Annotated in this window: 32 protein-coding genes; 14 read left to right on the forward strand and 18 right to left on the reverse strand. The window is 40.4% G+C overall.

The window, feature by feature from the left end; translation table 11 throughout:
- Positions 1 to 237 precede the first annotated feature (237 nt).
- From GO816_RS00005 to GO816_RS00020, 4 genes are all read right to left on the reverse strand, one after another.
- Positions 238 to 564, reverse strand: coding sequence for a DMT family transporter (locus tag GO816_RS00005; RefSeq protein ID WP_157539305.1), 327 nt, complete (start codon positions 562 to 564; stop codon positions 238 to 240).
- Positions 565 to 621: 57 nt separating this feature from the next.
- A complete protein-coding gene (locus GO816_RS00010; protein WP_157539306.1) occupies positions 622 to 1,182 on the reverse strand; it encodes a Crp/Fnr family transcriptional regulator in 561 nt (186 codons plus the stop codon).
- 106 nt (positions 1,183 to 1,288) lie between these two features.
- Positions 1,289 to 2,407 (reverse strand): S1C family serine protease, encoded by a 1,119-nt coding sequence (locus GO816_RS00015; RefSeq protein WP_157539307.1) that lies wholly within the window; start codon positions 2,405 to 2,407, stop codon positions 1,289 to 1,291.
- Positions 2,408 to 2,417: 10 nt separating this feature from the next.
- A complete protein-coding gene (locus GO816_RS00020) occupies positions 2,418 to 2,999 on the reverse strand; it encodes an RNA polymerase sigma factor (protein WP_295772679.1) in 582 nt (193 codons plus the stop codon).
- Positions 3,000 to 3,117: 118 nt separating this feature from the next.
- Between GO816_RS00020 and GO816_RS00025 the strand changes: the two genes are divergently transcribed.
- The 3 genes from GO816_RS00025 (at position 3,118) to GO816_RS00035 (ending at position 4,003) form a co-directional block, all read left to right on the forward strand.
- Positions 3,118 to 3,306: a hypothetical protein gene (locus tag GO816_RS00025; protein WP_157539308.1), complete on the forward strand. Its 189-nt coding sequence runs from the start codon at positions 3,118 to 3,120 to the stop codon at positions 3,304 to 3,306.
- A 90-nt stretch (positions 3,307 to 3,396) separates the two neighbouring features.
- Complete coding sequence (locus GO816_RS00030) at positions 3,397 to 3,669, forward strand: hypothetical protein (RefSeq protein ID WP_157539309.1); 273 nt, start codon at positions 3,397 to 3,399, stop codon at positions 3,667 to 3,669.
- A 121-nt stretch (positions 3,670 to 3,790) separates the two neighbouring features.
- A complete protein-coding gene (locus tag GO816_RS00035) occupies positions 3,791 to 4,003 on the forward strand; it encodes a PG1828 family lipoprotein (RefSeq protein ID WP_157539310.1) in 213 nt (70 codons plus the stop codon).
- Between the two features lie 139 nt (positions 4,004 to 4,142).
- Here GO816_RS00035 and GO816_RS00040 read toward each other — a convergent pair whose 3' ends face one another.
- From GO816_RS00040 to GO816_RS00060, 5 genes are all read right to left on the reverse strand, one after another.
- Positions 4,143 to 4,454, reverse strand: coding sequence for a hypothetical protein (locus tag GO816_RS00040; RefSeq protein ID WP_157539311.1), 312 nt, complete (start codon positions 4,452 to 4,454; stop codon positions 4,143 to 4,145).
- A 163-nt stretch (positions 4,455 to 4,617) separates the two neighbouring features.
- Entirely contained in the window at positions 4,618 to 5,082 is a 465-nt protein-coding gene (locus tag GO816_RS00045; RefSeq protein ID WP_157539312.1) for a PA2169 family four-helix-bundle protein, read from the reverse strand.
- 57 nt (positions 5,083 to 5,139) lie between these two features.
- Positions 5,140 to 5,307 carry a phosphatidate cytidylyltransferase gene (locus GO816_RS00050; protein WP_157539313.1) on the reverse strand — a complete coding sequence of 56 codons (168 nt, stop codon included), beginning with the start codon at positions 5,305 to 5,307 and terminating at the stop codon, positions 5,140 to 5,142.
- A gap of 94 nt (positions 5,308 to 5,401) precedes the next feature.
- Positions 5,402 to 6,574 (reverse strand): alpha/beta hydrolase, encoded by a 1,173-nt coding sequence (locus GO816_RS00055; protein WP_157539314.1) that lies wholly within the window; start codon positions 6,572 to 6,574, stop codon positions 5,402 to 5,404.
- Between the two features lie 95 nt (positions 6,575 to 6,669).
- The gene (locus tag GO816_RS00060; protein ID WP_198171378.1) at positions 6,670 to 7,164 is read right to left on the reverse strand and encodes a hypothetical protein; all 495 of its coding nucleotides are present in this window, start codon (positions 7,162 to 7,164) and stop codon (positions 6,670 to 6,672) included.
- Positions 7,165 to 7,262: 98 nt separating this feature from the next.
- Here GO816_RS00060 and GO816_RS00065 point away from each other — a divergent pair, with 98 nt between their 5' ends.
- The 3 genes from GO816_RS00065 (at position 7,263) to GO816_RS00075 (ending at position 10,657) form a co-directional block, all read left to right on the forward strand.
- Complete coding sequence (locus tag GO816_RS00065) at positions 7,263 to 8,726, forward strand: ATP-binding cassette domain-containing protein (RefSeq protein WP_157539315.1); 1,464 nt, start codon at positions 7,263 to 7,265, stop codon at positions 8,724 to 8,726.
- Between the two features lie 16 nt (positions 8,727 to 8,742).
- Positions 8,743 to 9,456, forward strand: a complete 714-nt coding sequence (locus tag GO816_RS00070) for an SH3 domain-containing protein (RefSeq protein WP_157539316.1) — start codon at positions 8,743 to 8,745, stop codon at positions 9,454 to 9,456.
- Between the two features lie 76 nt (positions 9,457 to 9,532).
- A complete protein-coding gene (locus GO816_RS00075) occupies positions 9,533 to 10,657 on the forward strand; it encodes a CofH family radical SAM protein (protein ID WP_157539317.1) in 1,125 nt (374 codons plus the stop codon).
- Between the two features lie 70 nt (positions 10,658 to 10,727).
- Here the strand turns inward: GO816_RS00075 and GO816_RS00080 are convergent, their stop codons facing one another.
- Entirely contained in the window at positions 10,728 to 11,642 is a 915-nt protein-coding gene (locus GO816_RS00080) for a ferritin-like domain-containing protein (RefSeq protein ID WP_157539318.1), read from the reverse strand.
- A gap of 29 nt (positions 11,643 to 11,671) precedes the next feature.
- A complete protein-coding gene (locus GO816_RS00085; RefSeq protein WP_157539319.1) occupies positions 11,672 to 12,361 on the reverse strand; it encodes a ferritin-like domain-containing protein in 690 nt (229 codons plus the stop codon).
- Positions 12,362 to 12,480: 119 nt separating this feature from the next.
- Here GO816_RS00085 and scpB point away from each other — a divergent pair, with 119 nt between their 5' ends.
- From scpB to GO816_RS00100, 3 genes are all read left to right on the forward strand, one after another.
- Positions 12,481 to 13,038 carry an SMC-Scp complex subunit ScpB gene (scpB, locus tag GO816_RS00090; RefSeq protein ID WP_157539320.1) on the forward strand — a complete coding sequence of 186 codons (558 nt, stop codon included), beginning with the start codon at positions 12,481 to 12,483 and terminating at the stop codon, positions 13,036 to 13,038.
- 117 nt (positions 13,039 to 13,155) lie between these two features.
- Positions 13,156 to 13,353, forward strand: coding sequence for a hypothetical protein (locus GO816_RS00095; RefSeq protein WP_157539321.1), 198 nt, complete (start codon positions 13,156 to 13,158; stop codon positions 13,351 to 13,353).
- Positions 13,354 to 13,437: 84 nt separating this feature from the next.
- Positions 13,438 to 14,556, forward strand: coding sequence for a GNAT family N-acetyltransferase (locus GO816_RS00100; protein ID WP_157539322.1), 1,119 nt, complete (start codon positions 13,438 to 13,440; stop codon positions 14,554 to 14,556).
- 34 nt (positions 14,557 to 14,590) lie between these two features.
- Here GO816_RS00100 and GO816_RS00105 read toward each other — a convergent pair whose 3' ends face one another.
- The 3 genes from GO816_RS00105 to GO816_RS00115 form a co-directional block, all read right to left on the reverse strand.
- The gene (locus GO816_RS00105) at positions 14,591 to 15,355 is read right to left on the reverse strand and encodes a peptidase MA family metallohydrolase (protein WP_157539323.1); all 765 of its coding nucleotides are present in this window, start codon (positions 15,353 to 15,355) and stop codon (positions 14,591 to 14,593) included.
- 34 nt (positions 15,356 to 15,389) lie between these two features.
- Positions 15,390 to 15,731, reverse strand: a complete 342-nt coding sequence (locus GO816_RS00110) for a helix-turn-helix domain-containing protein (RefSeq protein WP_157539324.1) — start codon at positions 15,729 to 15,731, stop codon at positions 15,390 to 15,392.
- Positions 15,732 to 15,805: 74 nt separating this feature from the next.
- The gene (locus GO816_RS00115) at positions 15,806 to 17,164 is read right to left on the reverse strand and encodes a UDP-N-acetylmuramate--L-alanine ligase (RefSeq protein ID WP_157539325.1); all 1,359 of its coding nucleotides are present in this window, start codon (positions 17,162 to 17,164) and stop codon (positions 15,806 to 15,808) included.
- A 213-nt stretch (positions 17,165 to 17,377) separates the two neighbouring features.
- Here GO816_RS00115 and GO816_RS00120 point away from each other — a divergent pair, with 213 nt between their 5' ends.
- Both GO816_RS00120 and GO816_RS00125 read left to right on the forward strand, forming a co-directional pair.
- Complete coding sequence (locus GO816_RS00120) at positions 17,378 to 17,788, forward strand: RrF2 family transcriptional regulator (RefSeq protein ID WP_157539326.1); 411 nt, start codon at positions 17,378 to 17,380, stop codon at positions 17,786 to 17,788.
- A gap of 41 nt (positions 17,789 to 17,829) precedes the next feature.
- Positions 17,830 to 18,474 (forward strand): NAD(P)-dependent oxidoreductase, encoded by a 645-nt coding sequence (locus GO816_RS00125; RefSeq protein WP_157539327.1) that lies wholly within the window; start codon positions 17,830 to 17,832, stop codon positions 18,472 to 18,474.
- Positions 18,475 to 18,600: 126 nt separating this feature from the next.
- Here GO816_RS00125 and prmA read toward each other — a convergent pair whose 3' ends face one another.
- The 4 genes from prmA to GO816_RS00145 all read right to left on the reverse strand — a co-directional run bounded on the left by prmA (position 18,601) and on the right by GO816_RS00145 (position 21,807).
- Positions 18,601 to 19,443 carry a 50S ribosomal protein L11 methyltransferase gene (gene prmA / locus GO816_RS00130; RefSeq protein WP_157539328.1) on the reverse strand — a complete coding sequence of 281 codons (843 nt, stop codon included), beginning with the start codon at positions 19,441 to 19,443 and terminating at the stop codon, positions 18,601 to 18,603.
- A 99-nt stretch (positions 19,444 to 19,542) separates the two neighbouring features.
- Positions 19,543 to 20,307, reverse strand: a complete 765-nt coding sequence (gene tpiA, locus GO816_RS00135) for a triose-phosphate isomerase (RefSeq protein WP_157539329.1) — start codon at positions 20,305 to 20,307, stop codon at positions 19,543 to 19,545.
- A 4-nt stretch (positions 20,308 to 20,311) separates the two neighbouring features.
- Complete coding sequence (locus GO816_RS00140) at positions 20,312 to 21,493, reverse strand: putative sugar nucleotidyl transferase (RefSeq protein WP_157539330.1); 1,182 nt, start codon at positions 21,491 to 21,493, stop codon at positions 20,312 to 20,314.
- 65 nt (positions 21,494 to 21,558) lie between these two features.
- Entirely contained in the window at positions 21,559 to 21,807 is a 249-nt protein-coding gene (locus GO816_RS00145) for a type B 50S ribosomal protein L31 (RefSeq protein WP_157539331.1), read from the reverse strand.
- Between the two features lie 379 nt (positions 21,808 to 22,186).
- On the opposite strand from GO816_RS00145, the gene GO816_RS00150 reads away from it, so the two are divergent.
- The 3 genes from GO816_RS00150 (at position 22,187) to GO816_RS00160 (ending at position 24,368) form a co-directional block, all read left to right on the forward strand.
- Positions 22,187 to 23,398, forward strand: coding sequence for an IscS subfamily cysteine desulfurase (locus tag GO816_RS00150; protein ID WP_157539332.1), 1,212 nt, complete (start codon positions 22,187 to 22,189; stop codon positions 23,396 to 23,398).
- A gap of 128 nt (positions 23,399 to 23,526) precedes the next feature.
- Positions 23,527 to 23,940, forward strand: a complete 414-nt coding sequence (gene iscU, locus GO816_RS00155) for a Fe-S cluster assembly scaffold IscU (RefSeq protein ID WP_157539333.1) — start codon at positions 23,527 to 23,529, stop codon at positions 23,938 to 23,940.
- A gap of 101 nt (positions 23,941 to 24,041) precedes the next feature.
- Positions 24,042 to 24,368: a HesB/IscA family protein gene (locus GO816_RS00160; protein WP_157539334.1), complete on the forward strand. Its 327-nt coding sequence runs from the start codon at positions 24,042 to 24,044 to the stop codon at positions 24,366 to 24,368.
- The last annotated feature ends 148 nt before the right edge of the window (positions 24,369 to 24,516 follow it).

The following is a 24,516-nucleotide window of genomic DNA, read 5'->3' on the forward strand; positions in this document are numbered from 1 at the left end:
GGTCAGGGGGAAAGGGTGTGCGTTGTTGTGTGTGTAAATTTGTTGTTGTTTGATAAGTATTAGGCAACTGCTGTACCAGCAGCCGCTGAAAACAGCAAACGAAGCAAAAACAGCCCTCAAATACACAAAAACACACTTTTTGCATCGTGCCAAAAACACAAAGTAAGCCAAACAGCGGTTAACTTGTGGTTAAGTTTTCCCAACTTTACTCAGCTGGTGGGGAATTGCGTTTCCCAACTAATGTGACGCTGACTTGAGCCCTATAACTGAGCCAATGAGCGTGACTAGAAAGAATATGCGCCAAAAATTGACAGGCTCTTTAAAAACCATTATGCCAACCAAAACGGTACCTACAGCACCAATACCCGTCCAAACGGCATATGCGGTACCTATAGGGAGGGTTTGTATAGCCTTCATAAGTAACGACATGCTAAGCAGCAATGTAATGCCAAAAGCAGCATACCATACATACACATCATTACCCGATGCATCCTTGGCTTTCCCGAGGCAAAAGGCAAAAACTGCTTCCATTATACCTGCAATAACTAGTAGTATCCAATTCATGCAGGCAAAAATCTGCATAAATACATCAAGCAAATTTTACATATGTTAAAAAATGCATCAACGGCCAGCACGGATGCGGCTGAGGCTAACCTGACTTATACCTAAATAGGATGCTATGTAACCCAGCGGCACCCGTTGAACTAATTGCCTGTTGTGTTTCAACAATTCGTCATAACGTTGCGCAGCACTTAAAAACTGCATGCTAATAAGGCGTTGTTCAGTTCGTAAATACTCTAACTCAACAAATTTACGCCCCCAGTTGGCAATGTGAATATCTTCATCATACAACATCTTAAGCTTACGGCTATCTATTTTATACAAAGTACAATCTTCCAGTAAGTCAATATTCTCGTAACTAGGCTCATGATTTATATATGTTTTTATAGATATAGCGGTATCACCTTCAGTGCCAAACCAAAAGGTTACTTCACTATCGCCCCTGTAAGTGTAAGCCCGCACAATGCCTTGCTTAATAAAAAACAGGTTATGGTTTGGTCGCTCTTTGTTGATGAGTAAAAACCCTTTAGGCAGCGTAACTTCTTCGGCAATCAGGTTTAGTTTTGAAAGCGATTGTTGCGGTAAAGGATAGATGCTGTTTATAATTTGACTTAGCTCCAAAATATGTTTATGCTAATTACAGAGGCAAAATTACTTTACAAAATATAATAAATAAAAAAAGCCTCCCAGTTTTAATGGAAGGCTTTAAAAGAATACGCTATTGATATCAATTGTATACTTTAACCATAAACACATAGCTTTCCAGCTTTTTAATTTGCTGGGTACGGCTTAAACCAGCCAAAGCACTTTTAGCAGCTTTATTAGGTTTTAATGCAATTACATTTTGTGTAGAATCAGTTGACACGTTTTGCGCTGCCTTAAATATATATGATGATTTTACAGCAAATGCAGCACTCTCGGTACGGGTTTGCTTACCACTTATAATACCTATAACGTTGCCTTTGGTATCTAACAGCGGACCGCCACTAATACCGGCATATACAGGCAATGAAACCTGGTAAGCTGCCGTATCACCTTCTAAGCCCGTAGCCGAACTTATATAGCCTTTAGCATAATATGGATCGTCGCGCGGGAAACCTAAGGTAATTACCTCCTCACCTACATCAAGCTTGGTACGCTTGAAATTGTATGGTAGCTTATCTAAACCAGTAAATTCTTTATCATCAATTTTGATAATTGCGATATCACGGGTTGGCTCGGTGTATATCAATTTGGCATGGTATGATTCACCCAAAGCATTCTGAACATATAATGAATCGGCATTGTTAACCACGTGAAATGCAGTGACAATATATCCGCTTTGTGTAAGCGCAAATCCTGATCCGCCTGTTGTGCCCGGATTGGTTACACGATGGCCGGGTTTTAGGCTGTTTAATAATGCCTGGTTAGTGCGTTGCGCATTCTCAGCGGTACGGCGTACGCTCTCAATTTTACGGCTAAGTGCAGTGTAATTAGATGCAGTTGTTTTATTAAACCTGCCGGTGAAATACAACGTACTCAAAATAGCAAACACCGCAATTGAAGCAGCTACAGATATTTTGGAGTGATGATTACGCCACAACCTTACAATAAGGGTTGGATGCACGGTGAGCTCCTGCACAAGTGTATCAACATCTATTTCCTGATGAATTGCATTTAAACGCTTCTCCAACTCAACGCGCTCGCCATACTGCTTAATTAAACCGGTGAAATGGGCATGCTCAGTAATGCGGCTGTCAACAGCTGCATTTTCTTTCCTAAGCGCTTCAAAACGCTCCTTTTCCTCGTTGCTCAAGTCACCTGCAAGGTAGCGTTCAATTAGTTCGGTTAATTGTAAATCACTCATGGCTCTGTACTTATTGATCACGTTGCTCCTGCTGAAAAAACAATTTTTTCAAGCGTTGCAAACACTTATATTTTTGAGTTTTGGCATTATCGGCATTGGTATAACCAAAGCGCTCACAAATCTCCTGCATGGAAAGGTCATGAATATAAAAGTCTTCAATAATGGTTTTACAAGGCTCACCCAATTGCTTAAGCGCTCCTTCCATCTTAGTAAACTGTATATCACGTTCTGAATGCAAATCAGCTTCATCTTCTACCGGCAAGTGGTCCTGAAAATCTTTTACATCTCCGCCGTACCTGCTCATCTGACTTAATCTTTTAAGCCACAGCTTACGGCAAACTGAGTATAAAAATGTTTTCAGTTTACTGCTCAACTCAAAGTTTCCGCTTTTAACCTTATTATAAAGAACTATAATGGCCTCCTGGTAAACGTCTTTAGCGTCATCAGCAGTTCCGTTGTTATTTATGATAAGTTGCAACACCATCGGAAAATATGCTACGTAAACACGTTTAAGTATATTTTCGGAGTTATTCAGTATCCCGAATACTACCTCGCTGTCTGTTGGTGCCGAACTATTCAATGCTTTACTCACTATTAATACAATTTATGCGAAAATGTAACCCATTATTCAGATAAAAAAATTTAAAACAAATAAGTTACCCCGCCACTTTCATGTAAGCAATCATTTGTAATCGCAAACAAAATCAAATATGAAAAACGTAATCAAAGCAGTAATGCTCATGTGCCTTTTAGGCAGCCTTGCCTCATGTTACGGTGGTTCGCCTGATGGCAAAACCGATTCTGTAGCCAACCATGATAACCACGAAGCTGGTGGCGCCACTACAGTTGATACTTTACCTAAAACGATTGATACTGCAAAAGCTGATTCAGCCAGATAAAATTCCTATTTTAATTGGTATAGCTCATTGATGCACTTATAGCATCAACAAATCAAATCAATAACTAACACAAACATTATATTAATCACAATGAAAAAACAAATTATGTTAGCGCTTTGCACACTGGCTACCGCCGGATTGTTAACGGCTTGCAACAGTAACGCTAAAAATGACAACCAGGATTCGCTAATGGTTGATTCATCATCTCAAACCAGTGTTGATACTACCTACAAAGTTGACACTGCGCAAACTGATACCGCAATGACCAACAGCACCGGCATGACACCTGCAACCGCCGATACGGTTTCAAAAACAGTTACAAAAAAGACTGTTGTAAAAAAATCAGTTACACAAAAGCAATAATTTTTAGCTGATTTTCAATCAGTTGTAATCTTTTTTAATTTTTTTTCAAAGTAGCGGGTTACCTTTTGCCTATTACAGGTATTAAAGAGAAACTATTAATCACTTATTAAAAGAAATTAAAATGAAAAACGCATTCAAATTTGGCTTTTTAGCTCTTGCTATCTCTGTTTCTATGGTTGCTTGTAAAGGTAACGGTTCTGGTTCAGCTTCTGATTCAGCTGCTACCGATTCAGCTGCTATGGTTGATTCAGCTGCTACTAAAGTTGATACTGCTGCTGTTGTTGATTCAGCTGCTTCTGATTCACTTAAAGCTGATACTACTCACAAAATGTAATATCTGCTTAAAAGCAAATAAAAAAACCTCACGGCTGTCCGTGAGGTTTTTTTATTTCATAACATTTCTAGCACATAAAAAAGCCGCTATGTTTTACGCGTAATGCGTTACATAGCGGCTTGATATTTTTTTGAGATGCTTACTTTTTGGTAGAATCGGCTTTTGCGGCAGTATCTGCGGCTGCAACCGGTGCAGCAGTTGTGGTTGGTGCTGCCATTGATTTGCGCGCACTCGGCGTACCTTTAGGCATAGTTATACCGCCAGACCCTGTATAATCAAGCAAGCTTGCACCGCCAATTGAAGTTTCGGTTTTAGACGTATCGCGGTTTGATGGTACATCGTGGTTATTGATTACCGAATCGGCACCACCTGTACTTCCTGCACCGCTGCTGCATGATTGTAAAGCCGAAACGCTTCCGGCAAGCATCAAAAGTAAAATAGCTTTTTTCATTAATATGCTTATTGATGATATGTAAACAGCTAAAAAGCTGCTGGTTGTTTTCCGAGGGCCAATATACGAATAAGGCGTTGTTGATAAAGCCTTAAATTTAAACTTAAAACAAAAGGCCGTGCCTTAACAATGGCACGACCTCAATTGAGATTAAACAAGTATCTTATGACTCGGCACGTGCTGCATCACGCAGTGCCTTTACCTGGTCGTGAGCCGCTTTAAGCCTGATCTCCTGCTCGGTAAGCATATCAATGATGTAAGCCGGTAGGTTTTCATCATTAAGTGCGGTACGATAAGCCTTTTGAGCTGCATCTTCGCCATACTCGCACTCTTCCAAAACCGATTTTACGCTATGACCAGTGAAAAATGCTTTAACACTCATCCATCCCCGGTAAATATCACCTGCTGATGAGGTAGTATTTTCGATGTCTTTGGCATAGGTTTGCACCTCTGTTGCCAATGCCAGTTTATACTGATGGCTGTCTGCTATGTAGCTGGTAAAAAGCTGGCGCAGTTCGCTCTCCTCTTCAGGCGTGTCTTTAATAGCGCGCTCATAGCCCGCAATTCTATCATTATGAATTTTGACCAAATCGTTCAAAATTTCTACCGTTTGCTCTGTATATTCCATTACGTTTATAGATTAGTTTATAACATTTAGTGTAAAATCATTTAAAAGATTACAGAATTAACCTCTGCCTCTGAAAGATGAAACTATCCACCAAATAATACCAATTACTAAAAGAACGCCAATAATACCAACGTAAGCGCCCGCTTTAAATATACCTGCTATTGCATCGCAACTGCTTAAAGTAAGCACCAAAGCTGTTAGCGTTAATAAACTTAATTTTTTCATAGTGAATGTTTTTAAATGTAGATGCTTATAAAATAATAAACCCGCAACTTTTGTTTGCGGGTTTATTATTTTATAGATATTTAACCTGATTGAATTACTTTTTAAATGCCGATTTTAACTGACCGGCGGCATAGCCCATCGCATCCTTAGCTTCGGGCACTAACGCACCCATTCCAAAAAATTCGTGCGTTACGCCATTATAAACTTTTCTATCAACGGTAACCCCCGCATCTTTTAGCTTCTTTTCAAGCATTTCACCGTCACTGGCTAATGGGTCAAGCTCGGCATTGATGATGGTAAAAGCGGGCAAACCTTTTAGGTTGGCAGCTACCAGGTTTAAACGCGGATCCTTAGCTTCGCTCATGGTGTTAGTATACTGTTTGGTAAACCACATCATCATTGGCTTATCCAACGGCTTTGCATCGGCATACTTTGTATAAGACTGGCTATTCATGTCTGCACTAGCAATTGGATACACACTCAATACGTGTACCGGAGCCTGAACGCCTTTATCACGCGCCATAATAGCCATGTTTGCTGCCAGGTTACCACCTGCGCTTTCACCTGCAACCGCAATCATTTTAGGGTCGCCTTTTATTGAAGCAGCATTTTTAACTACCCATTGATAAGCGTCAAACGAGTCAGTATGCGCTGTAGGAAATTTGTGCTCGGGTGCTAAACGGTAAGCAACCGAAACAACAACAGCTCCAACCTGATCGGCCAGTGCTTTTGCTGATGCATCGTAAACATCAAGGTTCGCAATTACATAGCCTCCACCATGGTAATACACAATAACGGGGAACGGACCGTTACCTCCTTGAGGTGTATAAATACGTGCATGCACGCTACCGCCTTTAACAGGAATTTCCTTGCCCATGGTATCAACCTTCATTACGGGCATGGCAATTTTATTTTCCTGCATTAAGGCCATGACTGCATCAGTTGGAGTATGGTTTTTACGCGCTTCAACCGCAGTTAATTGCGGAATAGGTTTGTCGCCGTAGCTTTGCAGTTTTTCCAGCACAGCTTGCATCTGCGGCTGAATATCAGGCGCCCAAGATGGTTTTGCACCGGTTGGCTTTACATTGTCAACCGAACCGGTGGCCATGCTGTCGGTCTTGGTCTCAGTGGTTACCACCGTACTGTCTGTTTGCGTGCTGTTACCCGTGGGGTTGCTGCACGAGGCAAAGCTTGTTGCAGCAAGAATGGCTAAAGCCGCCAAACTATTGCACTTTTGTTTTTTAATGTTGTTCACTAAAGATTTCATAAGTAAATAATAGATATTTACTTATTTAACTAATCTTTGAACTATTTGTTGATGATCTTAGCTTAAAATCAACTTATAATGCAAACACAATAGTTTTAAAACGCTTGTTTAATTTTCTCGGCAACGCTTTTCAAGCTTACAGCATCTTTTTGCTGTTTACCATCCAGCAATTTAATCACCGCTGATGAAATAACGCCACCTGTGAAATAATATAGCACTGATAGTAATTGAGTTTGCTTAGTTCGGTTACTATGCTTTTCATTAAGGCCTAACGGTTTAGGTAAAAATACAGCCCCTAACCCGGCAGCAAGACCCAAGGCCGATCCTTTCAGCCATGTTTTTTTATCACCTAAGCCTGCAACACTATAGTAAATTGTATTGCTAACAATATCTCCGCTAAGGGTAAGATAATATAGCTGATCACCCTCTGGTGGTTTAACACCGGCTTTATCAAATAACTTAGTTAACGATTCCATCCCCAGCAAATCCATGCGAGGAGCTTCTTCATCTTTTTTCTTAATTACCTGATGTAAAACGGTAACGGCGCAAGCACCTGCCAAACCACCAATTAATGCGTGTAATACTTTCATGAGGAGTATTTTATTTAACTGTAGAATAAACAAAACGCAGTTTTTGTTCGGTTCACACACTATAATTTTTAATATTGCGCAAACATCAATCCGTTTGCATGCACATTATTTCGGTTCAAAATATTACAGTTAAATATTTGCAGCATGTTTTGTTGCAAAATTTGAGCATTACTATTGAAGAAGGACAGCACTGGCTCATAACCGGCCAAAGCGGCTCGGGCAAAACGGTTATTTTGAATGTGCTGGCTGGTTTAATGAAGCCGTTTGCCGGAGTTATTGCTTTAAAGGAAGGACTTGGCAGTAAGAATATAACACTGGTTACCTCTCGCCATCATTTCAAAGACAAAACCAACACCAGTACCAATATGTACTATCAGCAACGTTATAACTCGTCAGACGCTGACCAGGCTTTAACCGTAGCACAACACCTGGAAAGCAAACAACCCGACAATATTGAAAATGGTTATTGGACCATTGACAAAGTTACTGACCTGCTATCATTGCAACCGCTGCTTAGTAAAGAACTTATTAAGCTTTCAAATGGAGAAACAAAACGGCTGCGACTGGCTGCGGCACTCCTTTCGCAACCACAGGTGCTTTTGTTAGATGATCCACTGTCGGGCCTTGATCAGCAAACACAATCGCGTTTCAACACAATTTTAGGAGCTTTAACAGATTCAGGCATAACAGTAATTATGTCGGGGAGTGGGCATGAAATTCCGGATGTTATTACGCACGTTGCCGTTTTAAAAGCGGGAACTATAGTTAACAGCCTACCCGCTCATGAATATAGCCCTTCAAAGGAGTATCAGGATAATAATCCCGACATAACTGCTTTATCATCACTTGTAAAAGAGTTTCCCCTGTCTCAACATAACTGGATTGTCAACATGAACTATGTTCATGTAAAGTACGATGAGCATGTTATTTTAAATAACATTAACTGGCAAGTTAAGCCTGGCGATCATTGGGCGTTGTTTGGACATAATGGTGCCGGAAAGTCAACGCTATTAAGTTTGATAAACGGCGATAACCCACAGGCTTATGCTAACAACATTATTTTATTTGACAAAAAACGCGGCACAGGTGAAAGCATATGGGATATAAAAAAGAAAACCGGCTTTGTATCGCCAGAGCTTTACCAGTACTTCCCTACAGATCAAACCGCCTTACAGGTTATCGAATCGGGATATTATGACACACAAGGGCTATTCAGGCCATCAAGTGCAAGTAAACGAAATAAGGCTATGGAATGGTTGGAGGCATTACATATTGAGCAATACGCCACTCAGCTGCTAAAACATATACCTGCCAGCGCGCAACGCCTGTGCCTGCTGGCCCGTGCGCTTATAAAAATGCCCGACTTGTTAATTTTAGATGAGCCATGCCAAGGGCTTGATAAGCAACAGCGTATTCATTTCAATCAGCTAATTGATGTAATAATGGCTAACACCGGCACTACCCTTATTTACGTTACGCATTATGCTAATGAGCTGCCCACCTGTATTAACAAAATACTGGCCTTAAAAAATGGTGAGATTGTGGATGCAGCTATGGTATAAAGGGTTACATTAAGGCATGAAACAACTAATTCATCTTTTTCTGCTATTAAATATTTACGGACCGGTATCAGCCCAGTCATTTGCTATTATTAATGATACCGATGATTTTGTAATTGTACGTGAAAATCCCAATGTTAAATCAAAAGTAAGAGGTAAGCTACACATTAATGAAATATTCAGTTATGATGCCAGTTCAAAAGCAGAATGGGTTGAAATTTACCGGGAAGATAGTAGAAACACAGGACTTGAAGGTTATATACAGAAAAGCGAGTTATTGCCTCTGAGCTTGTTCAAAAGTACAACGAGTCATTCGATCACAAATAATAGTGTAACTGTTATGAGCGGGAGCATGACACTTAAGCTTACATCAAAACCTTTCAATGCTAAAAATCACAAATTAAAGTTTGAAAATCCTTATCCCCAATGCAAAAATTGTATACTTATCTTAAGTAAAATTGACAATAGGTTTTTGTGGGGCACAGATGGTGGAGCTCCCAAAAAAGCTGTTAAATCGTTAAATATGACTTTCAAAGGCTTACTGGTAAGTATTCCAACAAGCGCATTTAGTGACCTTTATGAACCAGTTTTGAATAGTATACAAGTTTTTCAAAACAAGAAGACAATATATATTCAAATGGATAACGGCGACGGAGCAGGTGGATATACAGTAATTTGGGTTATTAAAAATGGCCACTATATAAAAAGGTACCTTGATGATAGCCATGCTTAATAAGTATCACTCATCAAAGTGTCAAATCTTACCCTAACAATAGCTTAACCAAGCAATCAACTACGTATCTTTGTACATGAATACTGCCGATTTGTTGCAACGCGCGCTCCGGTTCGATTTTTTGAGCAAGGACGAAGGCGTTTATCTGTATCATAATGCAACCACTCCAGAATTGATGTACGTGGCTAATGAGCTGCGGAAAATTCAGGTTCCACATGGCAAAGTTACCTGGCAAATTGATCGTAATGTTAATACTACTAACGTTTGTATAGCAAACTGTAAGTTTTGCAATTTCTTTCGTCGTCCGGGTCATGAGGATAGCTACATTACGGATATTGACACTTATAAAATCAAAATTGAGGAAACGTTCCGATACGGTGGCGATCAGCTCTTATTACAGGGCGGACATCACCCCGACTTAGGTTTGAAATTCTATACTGATCTTTTTAAAGAGCTTAAGGAGCTATACCCTGCTTTAAAACTGCATTCATTAGGTCCGCCCGAGATTGCACACGTATCGAAGTTAGAAGGACTAAGCCATATTGAGGTGCTTACTGCCATGAAAGCAGCAGGGCTCGACTCCCTTCCGGGTGCAGGAGCCGAAATTTTGAACGACCGCGTACGCAGGCTGATATCTAAAGGTAAATGTGGTGGAAAGGAATGGCTGGGTGTTATGCGTGCGGCGCACAAAATCAACTTGCCAACATCGGCAACTATGATGTTTGGGCATGTTGAAACCATTGATGAGCGTTTCGAACATTTAGTTTGGATAAGAGAAGTACAATCTGAAAAGCCTGAAGGTAATTATGGTTTTACGGCATTTATTCCGTGGCCATTTCAGGATGACGGAACGCTTTTACGTAAGGTTCGTGGCATAACCAACACGGTAACCGGCGATGAATATTTACGTATGATTGCTTTGAGCCGCATAATGCTACCAAATGTAAAAAACATACAGGCATCGTGGCTTACCGTTGGTAAACAGGTTGCACAATTATGCCTACATGCAGGTGCCAATGACTTTGGCTCAATTATGATTGAAGAGAATGTGGTATCGGCAGCAGGCGCACCGCACCGTTTCACCGCGCAGGGTATACAAAACTCGATACGCGAAGCAGGTTTTGAACCTCAGTTACGTAATCAGAAATATGAATGGCGAGAAATGCCTGAACAGTTGGAAGAGCAGGTAATTAACTACTAATATTTCCGCTCTGATACATAAAACAAAAAGCAGCTCAATGAGCTGCTTTTTGTTTTTACACTATTTGAGCTTACTTAACAAAGTTAGTTAAAATGGCTAGTGTATCATTAGTTGACAATATTTCGTCAAATGCCTCTGTGGCTGCTTTAGCACCAGCAATACCTGATAATTCGGCACCTGCTTGAGCTGTGGTAGCTTCGTTAGCATAAATTGGGTTAGTTGCAGCAGTTGCGGCAGCTGTAACGGTAATACCACTTGCTGTAGTACCATCACCTGTTACCCATGAACGGAAGTTTGCAGGCGCACCGGCACGTGTTGCACGTAAACGACGGATATAAGCAGCGTGACGTGCTTCAACCGAGTGAATATTTAATGCTGCGGTAAGTACTACCTGGTTACCTTTTAAGAAACCAGCCTGGCCTTTGTAAGCACGTACACCGGTATCTTCAAATGCTTGAGATACTGCTAAGAAAATATCGTAGTTAGTAAATACTGCACTAAACGGACCAGCACCCGGTACGCCTTTAGCAGCACCTGAATAGTCATAGCTGGTTGAGAAAGTACCTGCAGGGATAGCTGCAGTGCTGCGTGCCTTGTTAGCGGCCGATTCATTAGCTGAGGTTAATACGCTTCTTAAGAAAGTAACGTGGTTGTTTTCATCAGCCTGAATTAATTTGATAGCGTTTAAATCATTGGTTGGAATAGCCAATGTGCCTGCAGTTGCACGAGCAACGGCTGTATTGTAAAACGTAGCCTCAACTAATTCAGCAGTAAGTGCAAAGTTAAGCACATCATTTACCGATGAAGTAGCAGTTTGACCGTAAGCTTTTTTGAATAAGGTACCGAAAGCAAATGGCAATGCAGCCACTGCTACCTTTGAGCCAAAGCTGGTAATGTTTTTTATAGCAGCGCGGCGCGGACTGATTCTGTCGGCAAACTCCGGATCAGCTGCTTGAATATCGTTGAATAAATTAAGAATATCCATGTTGTGTTTTTCTAAAATAAGGTAAACAATTATGCGCCTAATCCCGGAGCTGATATTTTAAATCCTTGCAAGAAGGCGTTAGCCTGAGGAATTACCTGTGCAGGAGTTTGTGATTTTTCTAAACCGGTATTCATGTCCAAAATGGTTGAATCGGCAAAGTTCAAGCCCAGTAAATTGCGGATTAAAGCTGCGTGGCGAGCCTCTACCGATACAATTTTACCTGCTAATACCAAGTAATCAACAGTTTGTATCATGTAACCTACGCCATTGTAGGCTGCTACACCTAAATCTTCGAATGTTTTAGCAGCGCCTAACACGTTTGCACGGTCAGAGAAATTGATCGCAGAAAAATTCGGGGTTAGTTCAGGGATAGCGTTGCTACCTAATGCTTTTTTGAAAAACTCACGGTGAATAACCTCATGATCACGAATTTCGGTAAGTAGGGCGCGCTCATCAGCACTGATACCGTTGTACGGATTTGAAATAACCTGAGTGTAGAATGCTGCTTCGAGCTGCTCTAAGGCATAGGCATAGTTTAAAACTGCCAAATCGCCCGAACCAATATCTACCGGTTGAAAATCAGTACCATCATTTTTTTTACAAGATGAAATGCTGGTCATCAATCCCGCCGCTACCGCACTGGCACCGGCAAACCTTAAAAAGGACCGCCGGGCCATACCTTGCCCAGCAAGAAAACTTTCTTGTGTTGTTGTTTTCATAAGGAAATACGTTAATTATTAGATTAGTTATAGTACAAGATACGCGGTACAAAGTTTTACAGTTTTCTAACAATTCAAATATTTCTCACAACCACAGTGTTTTACCTATATTTGATGCGATGTTAATTGAACAAAACGTTGAGGCACTGATATTTGCCTCCGAGCAAGGAATACGTGTTGAGGAAATAATTTTTTGTCTTCAGGCCGCTTTAAATACCGAGGTTGATGAAGCCGTAATAGCCAAAGCAATTGAGGCTATTAAAAGAAAGTATGATGATGAACTGCTTGCCATTGAGTTAGTGAAAATTAATAGTGGCTATCAGTTTTTAACCAAAAAGAGTTACCACCAAGTAATAAGCCAGCTCCAGTTACAACGTTCAAAAAAGAAGCTGAGCCAGGCAGCGCTCGAAACGCTGGCTATTATTGCATACAAACAACCCGTAACCAAATTAGAGGTTGAACAAATACGAGGTGTTAACTGCGACTACTCTATACAAAAGCTGCTGGAGAAAGAACTGATCAGCATTACCGGAAAAGCCGATACCGTTGGCAAACCGTTGCTATATGGAACCAGTAACTTGTTTGCCGATTATATGGGAATTAACAGCATTAGCGACCTGCCTTTGCTCACCGAAACAACTAATGCTACAAATAGCATTGGAAATGAGCAGGAATAAATTTTTGTTGCCTTTTTGCCGAATTTGAATTTTAATTATTTTTGAATCATAAACTATTGCAAAACGCTATCTTCAAATATCGTTTAGGAACAAAAAATTAACATAACAACATTCACTATGCAAACGCCAACACTAACTGCAGGCAAACGCGTTTCCCCTAAAAACGACTTTGCCAAAAAAGCGGCCAACGAGCCGGCTGAGCAAAAGAAATTTGATGACGACGAAGATTTTGATGACGACTTTGATGATGAATCATTAAACGACCTGGACTATGATGGTGCAGGCAGTTATGATGACGAAGACGACGATTTTTAATCAATAACAAGCAATCAAAATATTGTCAGCATCCGGCTCAAAAAAAGAGCCGGATGCTTTTGTTTTAAGCCCTATCTTTGTTAAATGACCGTTACCCAAGTTACCGATAAACGCACCCGCCAGGCGTTTTTAGATACCGCCCGTAAAATTTATGAAAACGACACCAATTTCATTTGCCCACTGGACGATGACATTGAGGCTGTTTTCGCTGCTCAAAAGAATCCGTTTTTTGGGTTTGGTGAGGCCATTAGATGGGTATTAACCGATAGTAATAACAATTTAATTGGCCGGGTTGCAGCATTCATTAATGAAAAGAAGGCATACAATTATGAGCAGCCTACCGGTGGCATGGGCTTTTTTGAGTGTATTGATGATGAAAAGGCTGCCTTTTTACTATTTGACACCGCTAAGGCATGGTTACAGCAACATGGCATGCAGGCTATGGACGGCCCTATTAACTTTGGTGAAAACGATATGTTTTGGGGTTTGCTTATTGAAGGCTTTGTACCGCAATCATACGGCATGAACTATAACCCTCCTTATTACAAAAATTTTTTTGATGCTTACGGTTTTAAAACGCAGTACGAGCAAATAACTAATCACATTGATGCACATAAACCTTTCCCGGAGCGTTTTACCAAAATAGCCAACTGGGTTGCCCAAAAGCCCGGATACAGATTTGAACACTTAAGATCATCAGAGATTGAAAGCTTTGCCAGTCATTTTATGGAAGTTTACAACGATGCCTGGAAAGACTTCGAAAACTTTGTTCCTATTAAACGAGACACTATTTTGGAAACCTTCCGTAAGATGAAGATGATCATGGATGAAAATCTTATTTGGTTTGCTTACGTAGACGATGAACCCGCAGCTTTTGTGGTAGTGCTACCCGATGCCAACCAAATGATTAAAGGCTTTAATGGTAAGCTTACGTTATTAAATAAAGTACGCTTTTTGTACAATAAATGGAAAGGTGTTAACCGCATGCGGGCCATTGTAATGGGTACCAAAACCAAGTATCAAAAACACGGACTGGAATCGGCCATGTTTGTTAAGCTGAAAGAATATGTGTTACCACTGAAACAATACGACGAGATGGAGCTATCATGGGTTGGAGATTTTAACGACAAAATGCTGGCACTGCATGAGGCAATGGGCGGTGTATTTGGTAAAAAACACGCCACCATGCGTTGTATATTTTAAACTTGAACTCCGCTGGAACGACTTCAAATTAATATCACTTAAAATTACGGTAACAAAGCCTAAACCTGTTTTCAAACAACTCTACGCTACCGTAACAAAGGGAAAGCGCATCTGCTGAGTTTTTACCGTTATTAAGCTGGTTTAAAAGATATTTAATGTATTGCGGGTTAGTTTTTATGATGTAATATACTATAGCGTAAGCTATACTGTATTGCACGGATGCCTTCTCTTTTTGAAGCCAGCTTTCGTCATTTGCCTCACTTAAGTACCGGGGAATGCTCAGTTTGCCTTCGTTAAGCAAGTTTCGTGCTTCAATTAAACGTGAGCGCTGCGGATCAATGTATACCCGTTTTCTATCGTCAAGATATAAGCCTTCAAAAAAAGTCGACATTCCCTCGTTAATCCACCTGGGTACGCCGTAAAAGTTATAATAATGCATAAAAAAGTGGCTGGCTTCATGTACAATTACGTTTTGATAATCTTCGCCTTTGTATATATAGCACTCACGTGTAACCGGCGAATAAAAACCGGTTTTTGTGAATTTTGCCTGCTGCCTGTCGCGCTCTTTTAAAAAGTCGTTACGCGAACCGTACAAGTTAATAACAACAGGCAATGAATCCGGAATAACCTGATCAAACAGCCCGTTATAAACAAATGCTTCGTAACGTATTAAATTACTTAACATGGCTGTATCATCAGCCGAAGTTTTTCTTCCTACCTGATTAATCACAACCCGCTGTCCGCTTACGCTGGCAGTTAAAAAAAGGCATAAAAAAACAGCCGGAAAAAATCTTGACATATTTTACCGGCTGTTACGTATAAATTTGAGTTTTTTAGGCTGTTGCCTTGCTTTGTCTGAGCTCCTCAAACAATTCAATAACCTTTTTCTGTAAATCAATTACCTCCGTCTCCCTGTCCATCAATTTCTTGTTTACATTTTCAAGTTCGTTCAAGTACTTTTGCTCATATTCGGCATCATTGAATGTAAGTAGCTGTACTACAGACATTTCAAACAAATTAGCTATTTGCTCTAATCTTGATAAGTTGATGTCTGTTATACCCGTTTCAATTTTTGAAAATGCAGGTATCGAAATATCGAGCCTTTTGGCTACATCTTCCTGACTCCAACCTTTTTGATGTCTCAACAGTCTAATTTTTTTGCCCAGTGTTTTCATTTTTTAAATTTAGGGATGAGGGATTTCGCAATAGTTAATAAAGTTAAAATAAAATTTTAGATATTAAAAATCAATTATTTAATTAAAATATCTGATGATAATTGGTTTAAATTTAGTCCGCCAAAGTTACCCGAACTCATGAGTAAAAGATTTTTTTCGGCAAGTTCTGTCTGCTCTAAATAACGCTGTAATTCCTGCGGCTGGTCAAAAAACAGCAGGTCAGTGTTATCAAAAGCATCTTTCACTACCTTTGCATCATAAGGCTCCATTTTCTTTTGTACAAAGGTTTGAGCGTCTATAAATACTATAGCCTCGTCGGCCTCGTCCATGCAACCGGCATATTCTTTCAAAAAGTCTTTATTAAGACTGCTAAATGTATGAAGTTCCATACATGCTACCAGTTTTCTGAAGGGAAACTGTTGCTTTACAGCTCTTATAGTTGCCTTTAATTTTGATGGGGAGTGAGCGAAATCTTTGTAGATGTTGGTTACTTCGTTTTTTCCAAGCAATTCCAATCTTCGTGCGGCGCCTTTGAAAGTAACCATGCTGCTGTAAAAATCAGCGGCATCAATTCCTAAAACTTCACAAACGGAGCGGGCCGCTTCCATATTGAGCAAATTGTGTTCTCCGAAAACCAGTAACGGATAAGTTTGCCCATTATACACTACCGAAGTTATACCGTTTTGAACCTCAAATTCAGGCAGCTTATACGCTGTTTTTGTTACTGTTGATTGATTAGCGCTCACTACATCGTTAAGCACTTCATCATTACTAGCATAAAACACAACGCCACCATTTTCAATGGTATTTATAAAAACATCAAACTGCCGGGTGTAATCTTCAAACGTTGGGAAAACGTTGATATGATCCCAGGCAATGCCACTTATAACACCAATATTTGCTTTATATAAATGAAATTTAGGCCTGCGGTCAATGGGCGATGATAGGTATTCATCACCCTCAATTACAATTAGCGGTGCATCGCTTAATTGAACCATGGTATCAAAGCCCTCAAGCTGAGCCCCTACCAGATAATCAAAGTTTTTACCTGCTGCCTGCAATGCGTGCAGTATCATAGATGTGATAGTGGTTTTACCGTGGCTACCACCAATTACCACCCTTAACTTGTTAACCGATTGCTCGTAAACATATTCGGGGTACGAAAAAATCCTGATTCCTTTTTGCTGTGCTTCAATCAATTCGGGATTATCTGCACGGGCATGCATACCTAAAATTACAGCATCTAAATCAGCTGTAATTTTTTCAGGGTACCAGCCATTTTTTTCGGGCAGCAAACCATATTTCGCAAGGCGCGAAATTGATGGCTCGAACAAAACATCGTCCGACCCGGTAACCTTAAAACCTTTTTTATGTAATGCAATAGCCAGGTTGTGCATTGCGCTGCCACCTATGGCTATAAAATGTACCTTCATGTAAATGTTTGGCTATTAAGCAAAGCACTGCAAATTAACGTAAAAACAGCGTAGGCCGCAAACATTTTATAATATCGTTAATAAGTTTAACTTAAATTCATAGTAATGTTTCAACAAAAAGCCCTTTGTAACACTATTGTCACAGTTTTTTGGTTTTATGTATGCCGAAAATAATTTTTATACATTTGTACTGTAATAATAAAAATTACAGTTATGAACGGACGCTTTCAGATAGCCGTACACATATTAACACTATTACATGCCGCAAAAAATGAGCTGCTGTCATCAGATTATATTGCAGGCAGTGTAAATGCAAACGCTGTGCTGATACGTAAGGAGCTAAGTAACTTGCGTGGCGCTGGGCTGGTTTCCAGCAAGGAGGGTAAAGCTGGTGGTTACTACCTTAATAAAGATGCCCATCAAATAACTATGGCCGATATTTATAATGTAGCCATGCAAAACCCAATTTTGGGCAAAGCGCGTAATCAACCAAATCCTAAATGTCCTATTGGACAGAAAATTGGCGGACATTTAAACAAATTAGATGCAGATATTACACTCACTATTAATAACAAATTAGCAAAGCAAACACTTGCAGACTTTTATAAACAATTTGATCAGTAAATTTTTTCAACACAAACTGTAACATTTTTAATTACAATATCATGAAAATCGCAATCATTGGAGCAACGGGCTTTGTAGGCCCTAAAGTAGTGACTGAAGCCCTTAACCGCGGACACGAAGTTATAGCCATAGCCCGCCAACCTGAAAAGCTTGAAGTAGAGAATGAAAAACTCATTAAGCAATCGGCAGATATATTTGACACTGACATACTTGCTAACTTATTAGTGGGATACGATGCTGTGATTAGTACATTTAATGCCGGCTGGAGCAATCCAAACCTTTATGATGATTTTCTGAAAGGATCAAGATCAATACAACAAGCTACTAAAAAGGCTGGAATTAAGAGATATCTTTTTGTAGGTGGTGCCGGAAGCCTTGAAATTGAGTCTGGCGTACAATTGGTTGATACGCCACAGTTTCCGGCTGAATACAAAGCCGGAGCAACTGCAGCCCGCGACTATTTGGCTGAACTACGTACCGAAAATGAATTAGACTGGACTTTTTTAAGCCCTGCAATTAACTTGCACCCAGGCACCCGTACCGGCGTGTTCCGTTTAGGTACCGAGCAACCCGTGTTTAACGCCGAAGGTAAAAGCGAAATTTCGGCCGAAGACTTAGCCGTGGCATTAGTTAACGAAGTAGAGAAAAATGAATTTGTAAAAGCTAGATTCACCCTGGGCTATTAAGCTTGATCACGCTATTGCACAAAATCTCCTTACATAAGTAAAAACAAAGGCTGGCAAATTTTACATCTGCCAGCCTTTGTTTTAAGTTTTGTGGTGTTTTAAGATAATAAGAATGCTTATTTAAAGCTAAGCCTTTACAAACTTTGCTGCAACCCAATGATTAGCACTTACTTTATGGCTTTCGTAGCTTAAACCAACCTTAGCAGCTTCTTCTTTGATAATTGCCAGATCGGGAGTTTCGTAAAATCCACTGAAGTAAACGTGTCCACCCGCTTTTAAGACCTCAGCGTAACGATCCATTTGATCTATCAAAATGTTACGGTTAATGTTTGCCAGTATGAGGTCAAACTCCTCATCAGGTATTTCTTCTTTGGAGCCGCAAAGCACATGTACGCCTTTTATATTGTTAAGGGCAGCATTTTCGATAGTGCTTTTGTAACAAAGCATATCATAATCAATTGCCGTTAAACTGCCTGAGCCCAGCATGCCCGCCAGTATAGCTAATATACCGGTACCACAACCCATATCAAGCACCTTTTTGCCTTCAACCCGGTTATCCAACATGGTTTCCATCATGAGGCAGGTAGTATCATGGTGGCCTGTGCCGAACGCCATTTTAGGATCGATAACTATTTCATACGGAAACTCAGGCTTAGCTTCATGAAATGTTGCCCTCACGCGTATTTTATCGCCAAGCTCAATGGGCTTAAAATTGCTTTCCCAAACCTCATTCCAGTTGCGCTGCGGTATAAGGTTTACCTCGTATGAAAAACTAACCATATCGCTGTAATATCCCAGGCGCTCATCAACCTCGGCCTTGTCAAAATCATCAGACGGTATATAGGCTTTAAACCCCAGGTCAGTTTCTTCGAAGGTATCAAAGCCTAATGATGCAAGCTCATCAATCAATAAATCCTGATGATGGCTTTCTGCCTCAAGGATGGTAAATATCAGCTCGTAGTAGTTCATATAATGAGTATCTGATATCAAGTAGTTAGTATCAAGAGTTCTGCATTACAAGTGACGCAAAAATCTGGATACTTGATACTAACTACTCAATACTGGTTATTAATTAAACACTTTAACAATGTCTAAAAAGTCGCGCGATTTTAATGAAGCGCCGCCTATAAGGCCGCCGTCAATATCTGGCTGGGCAAAAAGTTCAGGAGCGTTTTTAGGGTTTGCGCTGCCACCGTATAAAATGGTGGTGTCATCTGCCACTTGCTGGCCATATTTGGCAGTAATTTCGGCACGAATAAACGCGTGAATTTCTTGCGCCTGGTCTGAAGTTGCAGTTTTACCGGTACCAATAGCCCAAACAGGTTCATAGGCAATTACTACCTGTCCAAACTGCTCTGCACTTAAATGGTAAAGGCCTTCCGCCAGTTGAGTTTTAATAACATCAAAATGCTTTTCAGCCTCGCGCTCTTCTAAAGTTTCGCCAATACAAAAAATTGGCTTCAGGCCGTTTGCTAATACTGTATCGGTTTTCTTAGCTAACAACTCGTTGTTTTCGCCAAAATATTGACGACGCTCTGAGTGCCCTAAAATAACATAAGCCGCACCTGTTGATTTGATCATTTTAGCCGATGTTTCGCCCGTAAAAGCTCCCGACTCGTTTTGATGTGCGTTTTGTGCGCCAATAGCAACTTTATCATACCCTTTGGCTAACTGTGCCAGGCTATGTAAGTGAATAAACGGAGAGCAAACTACCGCTTGCTGCTGGCCGGTTACTTCATCTTTTACCATGTTTACAATTTCAGAGAAAAGGGCTAAGCCTTCGTTGTAATCCATGTTCATTTTCCAGTTACCTGCAACTATTTTTTTTCTCATAGTATTAAAATCTTCTGTATGGTTGGGTTAAATTAAAAACATCTTGTAGTAATTGCTTGTCGGTATCATCAAGCTTTTTATCGCGGCGGGCATAAACACGTTCTATGGTTTCAAACATCTTATCTGGTTGATAAACCTCAAATCCCAGTGAACCACCCCATGAAAAATCGGGGACAAAATTATCCGGGTATCCACCTCCAAAAACATTGGCGCTCACACCAACTACTGTACCGGTATTGAACATGGTGTTTATGCCACATTTGGCATGATCAGCCATAATTAATCCGCAAAACTGAAGTCCGGTTTTACGATAATGTCCAGTATTATAGTCCCACAGCTTTACCTCGCCATAGTTGTTTTTGAGGTTAGAGTTATTGGAGTCGGCACCAAAATTGCACCACTGCCCCACTACCGAGTTGCCTAAAAAGCCATCATGTCCTTTTGATGAGTAGCCCCATAACACGGAGTTATTTATTTCGCCTCCAACGCGGCATTTAGGCCCAACGGTGGTGGCACCGTAAATTTTCGCACCCATTTTAATTTGCGAATCATGGCATAGGGCAAATGCACCACGTATGTTCACACCTTCCCATACCTCGCTGTTGGCACCTAAATAAATAGGTCCGCGGTGTGTATTAAAGGTCGAACACTCGGCATTGACGCCATCCTCGGCAAAAAAATCTTCTCCAATGATGGTGTTGGTTGAACTAAGTGTAGCACTGCTCCTGCCTTTGGTTAGCAGTGCAAAGTCTCGCCGAAGTTCAATGTCATTCTTTTGAAAAATATCTTCGGGGTGACGTACAGCTATCAAGGCTCGCTCATGCTGATGCTGCCGGTCAAACTTTTGATTGATATTGAACCTCAGCGCATCGGCCTCATTTAAGCGTACGGCTATAAGCGTTTCCCGATAATATAAGGCCTCCCCTGTCTGCAATTTTTCTATTGCCTCGAGCAAATACTCATCCGGACAAACCGAACCATTGATGAATAAATTATCGCCGGCTATTTCAATGGGGTATTTACCATGCAAGTAGGGTTGCGTATGGTATGAAAAAGTAGTATGCAAATGCTTAGCCCATTTTTGAGCTATGGTGAGTATGCCTATGCGCAAATCGGCTACCGGCCGGGTGAAGGTTAATGGCCTTAGCGTTAGATGGGCATTATCGTCAAACAATATAATAGGCATGGGCCAAAAATAAAAAAGTCTCCCAATGTATTAGGAGACTTTTGAATATTTTATCGTGCTGCTGATTACTTTTTAGCGTAACGGCTGCGGAATTTATCGATACGGCCCGCGGTATCAACCAGTTTCATTTTACCGGTATAGAACGGGTGTGAAGTGTGCGAAATCTCTAATTTCACTAACGGATATTCGTTACCGTCTTCCCATTTAATGGTCTCACGGGTATCAATACATGATTTAGTGATAAAAGAATATTCGTTAGACATATCTTTGAAAACCACTAATCTATAGTTTGATGGATGCAGGTCTTTTTTCATCTTGTTTTACTTTCCTTTCAAAAGAGGTGCAAATATAGCAAAATATTATATTGGTGTAAATAGAGAACTTAATTTATTTTCAACATTTTGCATATAAGCAAACTGCTTCTCTTTCACCCTTATACTCATCATTACTTGCAACTTTAACGCTAAACGCAAACTAGTTGTAAATACAATTTAATATGGGTTTAACGTTAACGAATATAATTTCCAGTGAATGCAAATATATAAAATTGATGCATCGGTCGTTATTGAAACTATAATGGCTTATATATAATTATGTGAGTATCTTATTGCAAAAACATGACGTACTCTACCCGCTTAGTGTATTATTAAAATAAAAGTTTGTATATCTTTGTAAAGATAATTTCAACGGAATATGAATCTTCCCATATATTTAGATAACAACGCAACCACACCTACTGACCCAAGAGTAGTGGAGGCTATGATACCTTACTTTACTCAGAAATTTGGTAACGCGGCCAGCCGTAATCACCATTTTGGCTGGGTTGCTGAAGAGGGTGTGGATTATGCGCGCGAGCAGGTGGCCAAATTAATTGGAGCCAGCGAAAAAGAGATCATTTTTACATCAGGCGCAACCGAGTCAGACAACCTGGCTATTAAAGGTGTGTTTGAAATGTATAAAGATAAAGGTAACCACATTATAACTGCGGTTACTGAGCATAAGGCTGTTTTAGATGCCTGCAAGCACGTTGAAAAACTTGGTGGCAAGGTTACTTATCTTCCCGTTAAAGAAGACGGTTTGGTTGACTTAGCTGAACTAGAAGCTGCCATGACTCCTGAAACCATACTGGTATCAATTATGTATGGTAACAACGAGATTGGCGTTATTCAGCCGGTTAGGCAAATTGCCGACATTGCTCACAAGCACGGTGCTTTGTTCATGACTGATGCTACTCAGGCTGTAGGTAAAATTCCGGTTGATGTAAACCGTGATGGCATTGACCTTTTGGCTTTATCGGCTCATAAAATGTACGGCCCTAAAGGTGTTGGTGCATTATACGTTCGCCGTAAAGGACCACGTGTTAAAGTTACTGCCCAAATGGACGGTGGCGGCCATGAGCGCGGTATGCGTTCAGGTACACTTAACGTTCCGGGCATTGTTGGTTTAGGCAAGGCATGTGAAATTGCTTACAACGAAATGGAAAGCGAAGCTATCCGTTTATCAGCATTGCGCGATAAATTGCAATCGGCTTTAACCGTTTTAGAAGAAAGCTACGTTAACGGAAACGTTGAACACCGCTTACCACACGTTGCTAATATCTCTTTCAAATATGTTGAGGGCGAAGGTTTGATGATGGCTATGAAAGATTTGGCGGTATCATCAGGTTCAGCTTGTACTTCGGCATCTTTGGAGCCATCTTATGTGCTTAAAAGCTTAGGACTGTCTGACGATCTGGCACACTCTTCTATTCGTTTTGGCTTAGGCCGTTTTACTACCGAAGAAGAAGTTGACTACGCTATTGAGGTAACTAAAAAGGCTGTTACTCACCTGCGCGACCTTTCTCCGCTATGGGAAATGTTCAAAGAGGGTATCGACCTTAACTCAATTGAGTGGGCAGAACATTAATAGTTAATTTCAGGATTCGGATGTTAGATTTCGGATTTTGAGGTTGGCACAAGTTTAGATGTAAAATAAAAACCGGCGTAAGGGAAATTTAAACCGGCTACTGATAACAGATAATAAAAAATAAAGCTATGGCTTATTCAGATAAAGTAATTGACCATTACACCAACCCACGTAACGTGGGTACTTTAGATAAAAGCAGCCACAAAGTTGGTACCGGCTTAGTTGGTGCCCCTGAGTGTGGTGACGTAATGCGCCTGCAAATTGAGGTTGATGATAACAACGTTATCACTGATGCTAAATTCAAAACATTTGGTTGTGGTTCGGCTATCGCTTCATCATCTTTAGCCACCGAGTGGTTAAAAGGTAAATCAATTGATGATGCAATGGCTATCGACAATATGGATATTGTTGAAGAGCTTGCTTTACCACCAGTGAAAATTCACTGTTCGGTTTTAGCAGAGGATGCGATTAAAGCTGCCATTAACGATTACCGCGTCAAAAACGGCCTGGCTCCTATTGAGCTTGAAAAATCGCACCATTAATATTACAGAGGCAAGAACCAAGAAACAAGAGCCAAGAATATGTTGTGTTGGCTTTAGAAAAGTGACTTGGCTCCTGGCTCTAACATCTTGACTCTATAATTATGGTTACCGTAACAGATAAAGCAAAAGATAAGATTGATCACCTGATGCAGGATGCTAATCTCGATTCGTCGTATTTTTTACGCGTGTCGGTTCAGGGTGGCGGTTGCTCGGGCTTATCTTATAACATGGATTTTGATAACGAGGAGAAAAAAGGCGACCAGTTTTTTGAAGATAAAGGATTACGCATTGCGCTGGATATGAAATCATTTTTATACCTGGCCGGTACCGAACTTGACTTTTCAGACGGGTTAAATGGTAAAGGTTTTAATTTTATAAACCCTAATGCCAGCCGCACCTGCGGTTGCGGCGAAAGCTTCTCGGTATAGTTTCATTTTATTTCTTTCAAATATTAAAAAGGCGCTTTCAAGCGCCTTTTTTGTTACTTGTTAAACACACTTGTCACTAAAACACTAAGCTGCTTTTTTGTATTTATTACTAAATACTTAAGTTTGTTTAACCACTATACCAATAAAA

It is taken from the genome of Mucilaginibacter aquatilis (genome assembly GCF_009755275.1).
GTDB lineage: Bacteria > Bacteroidota > Bacteroidia > Sphingobacteriales > Sphingobacteriaceae > Mucilaginibacter > Mucilaginibacter aquatilis.

Excerpts from the sequence above, each read along its gene's own strand:
- GO816_RS00025 (WP_157539308.1), top strand. The coding sequence starts at position 3,118 with ATGAAAAACGTAATCAAAGCAGTAATGCTCATGTGCCTTTTAGGCAGC.
- GO816_RS00110 (WP_157539324.1), bottom strand. The coding sequence starts at position 15,731 with ATGAAAACACTGGGCAAAAAAATTAGACTGTTGAGACATCAAAAAGGT.
- prmA (WP_157539328.1), bottom strand. The coding sequence starts at position 19,443 with ATGAACTACTACGAGCTGATATTTACCATCCTTGAGGCAGAAAGCCAT.
- GO816_RS00030 (WP_157539309.1), top strand. The coding sequence starts at position 3,397 with ATGAAAAAACAAATTATGTTAGCGCTTTGCACACTGGCTACCGCCGGA.
- GO816_RS00120 (WP_157539326.1), top strand. The coding sequence starts at position 17,378 with ATGAACGGACGCTTTCAGATAGCCGTACACATATTAACACTATTACAT.
- GO816_RS00040 (WP_157539311.1), bottom strand. The coding sequence starts at position 4,454 with ATGAAAAAAGCTATTTTACTTTTGATGCTTGCCGGAAGCGTTTCGGCT.
- tpiA (WP_157539329.1), bottom strand. The coding sequence starts at position 20,307 with ATGAGAAAAAAAATAGTTGCAGGTAACTGGAAAATGAACATGGATTAC.
- GO816_RS00100 (WP_157539322.1), top strand. The coding sequence starts at position 13,438 with ATGACCGTTACCCAAGTTACCGATAAACGCACCCGCCAGGCGTTTTTA.
- GO816_RS00160 (WP_157539334.1), top strand. The coding sequence starts at position 24,042 with ATGGTTACCGTAACAGATAAAGCAAAAGATAAGATTGATCACCTGATG.
- GO816_RS00075 (WP_157539317.1), top strand. The coding sequence starts at position 9,533 with ATGAATACTGCCGATTTGTTGCAACGCGCGCTCCGGTTCGATTTTTTG.
- GO816_RS00145 (WP_157539331.1), bottom strand. The coding sequence starts at position 21,807 with ATGAAAAAAGACCTGCATCCATCAAACTATAGATTAGTGGTTTTCAAA.
- GO816_RS00085 (WP_157539319.1), bottom strand. The coding sequence starts at position 12,361 with ATGAAAACAACAACACAAGAAAGTTTTCTTGCTGGGCAAGGTATGGCC.
- GO816_RS00140 (WP_157539330.1), bottom strand. The coding sequence starts at position 21,493 with ATGCCTATTATATTGTTTGACGATAATGCCCATCTAACGCTAAGGCCA.
- iscU (WP_157539333.1), top strand. The coding sequence starts at position 23,527 with ATGGCTTATTCAGATAAAGTAATTGACCATTACACCAACCCACGTAAC.
- GO816_RS00055 (WP_157539314.1), bottom strand. The coding sequence starts at position 6,574 with ATGAAATCTTTAGTGAACAACATTAAAAAACAAAAGTGCAATAGTTTG.
- GO816_RS00005 (WP_157539305.1), bottom strand. The coding sequence starts at position 564 with ATGAATTGGATACTACTAGTTATTGCAGGTATAATGGAAGCAGTTTTT.
- GO816_RS00125 (WP_157539327.1), top strand. The coding sequence starts at position 17,830 with ATGAAAATCGCAATCATTGGAGCAACGGGCTTTGTAGGCCCTAAAGTA.
- GO816_RS00105 (WP_157539323.1), bottom strand. The coding sequence starts at position 15,355 with ATGTCAAGATTTTTTCCGGCTGTTTTTTTATGCCTTTTTTTAACTGCC.
- GO816_RS00080 (WP_157539318.1), bottom strand. The coding sequence starts at position 11,642 with ATGGATATTCTTAATTTATTCAACGATATTCAAGCAGCTGATCCGGAG.
- GO816_RS00045 (WP_157539312.1), bottom strand. The coding sequence starts at position 5,082 with ATGGAATATACAGAGCAAACGGTAGAAATTTTGAACGATTTGGTCAAA.
- GO816_RS00115 (WP_157539325.1), bottom strand. The coding sequence starts at position 17,164 with ATGAAGGTACATTTTATAGCCATAGGTGGCAGCGCAATGCACAACCTG.
- GO816_RS00015 (WP_157539307.1), bottom strand. The coding sequence starts at position 2,407 with ATGAGTGATTTACAATTAACCGAACTAATTGAACGCTACCTTGCAGGT.
- GO816_RS00060 (WP_198171378.1), bottom strand. The coding sequence starts at position 7,164 with ATGAAAGTATTACACGCATTAATTGGTGGTTTGGCAGGTGCTTGCGCC.
- GO816_RS00035 (WP_157539310.1), top strand. The coding sequence starts at position 3,791 with ATGAAAAACGCATTCAAATTTGGCTTTTTAGCTCTTGCTATCTCTGTT.
- scpB (WP_157539320.1), top strand. The coding sequence starts at position 12,481 with ATGTTAATTGAACAAAACGTTGAGGCACTGATATTTGCCTCCGAGCAA.
- GO816_RS00065 (WP_157539315.1), top strand. The coding sequence starts at position 7,263 with ATGCACATTATTTCGGTTCAAAATATTACAGTTAAATATTTGCAGCAT.
- GO816_RS00095 (WP_157539321.1), top strand. The coding sequence starts at position 13,156 with ATGCAAACGCCAACACTAACTGCAGGCAAACGCGTTTCCCCTAAAAAC.
- GO816_RS00050 (WP_157539313.1), bottom strand. The coding sequence starts at position 5,307 with ATGAAAAAATTAAGTTTATTAACGCTAACAGCTTTGGTGCTTACTTTA.
- GO816_RS00070 (WP_157539316.1), top strand. The coding sequence starts at position 8,743 with ATGAAACAACTAATTCATCTTTTTCTGCTATTAAATATTTACGGACCG.
- GO816_RS00150 (WP_157539332.1), top strand. The coding sequence starts at position 22,187 with ATGAATCTTCCCATATATTTAGATAACAACGCAACCACACCTACTGAC.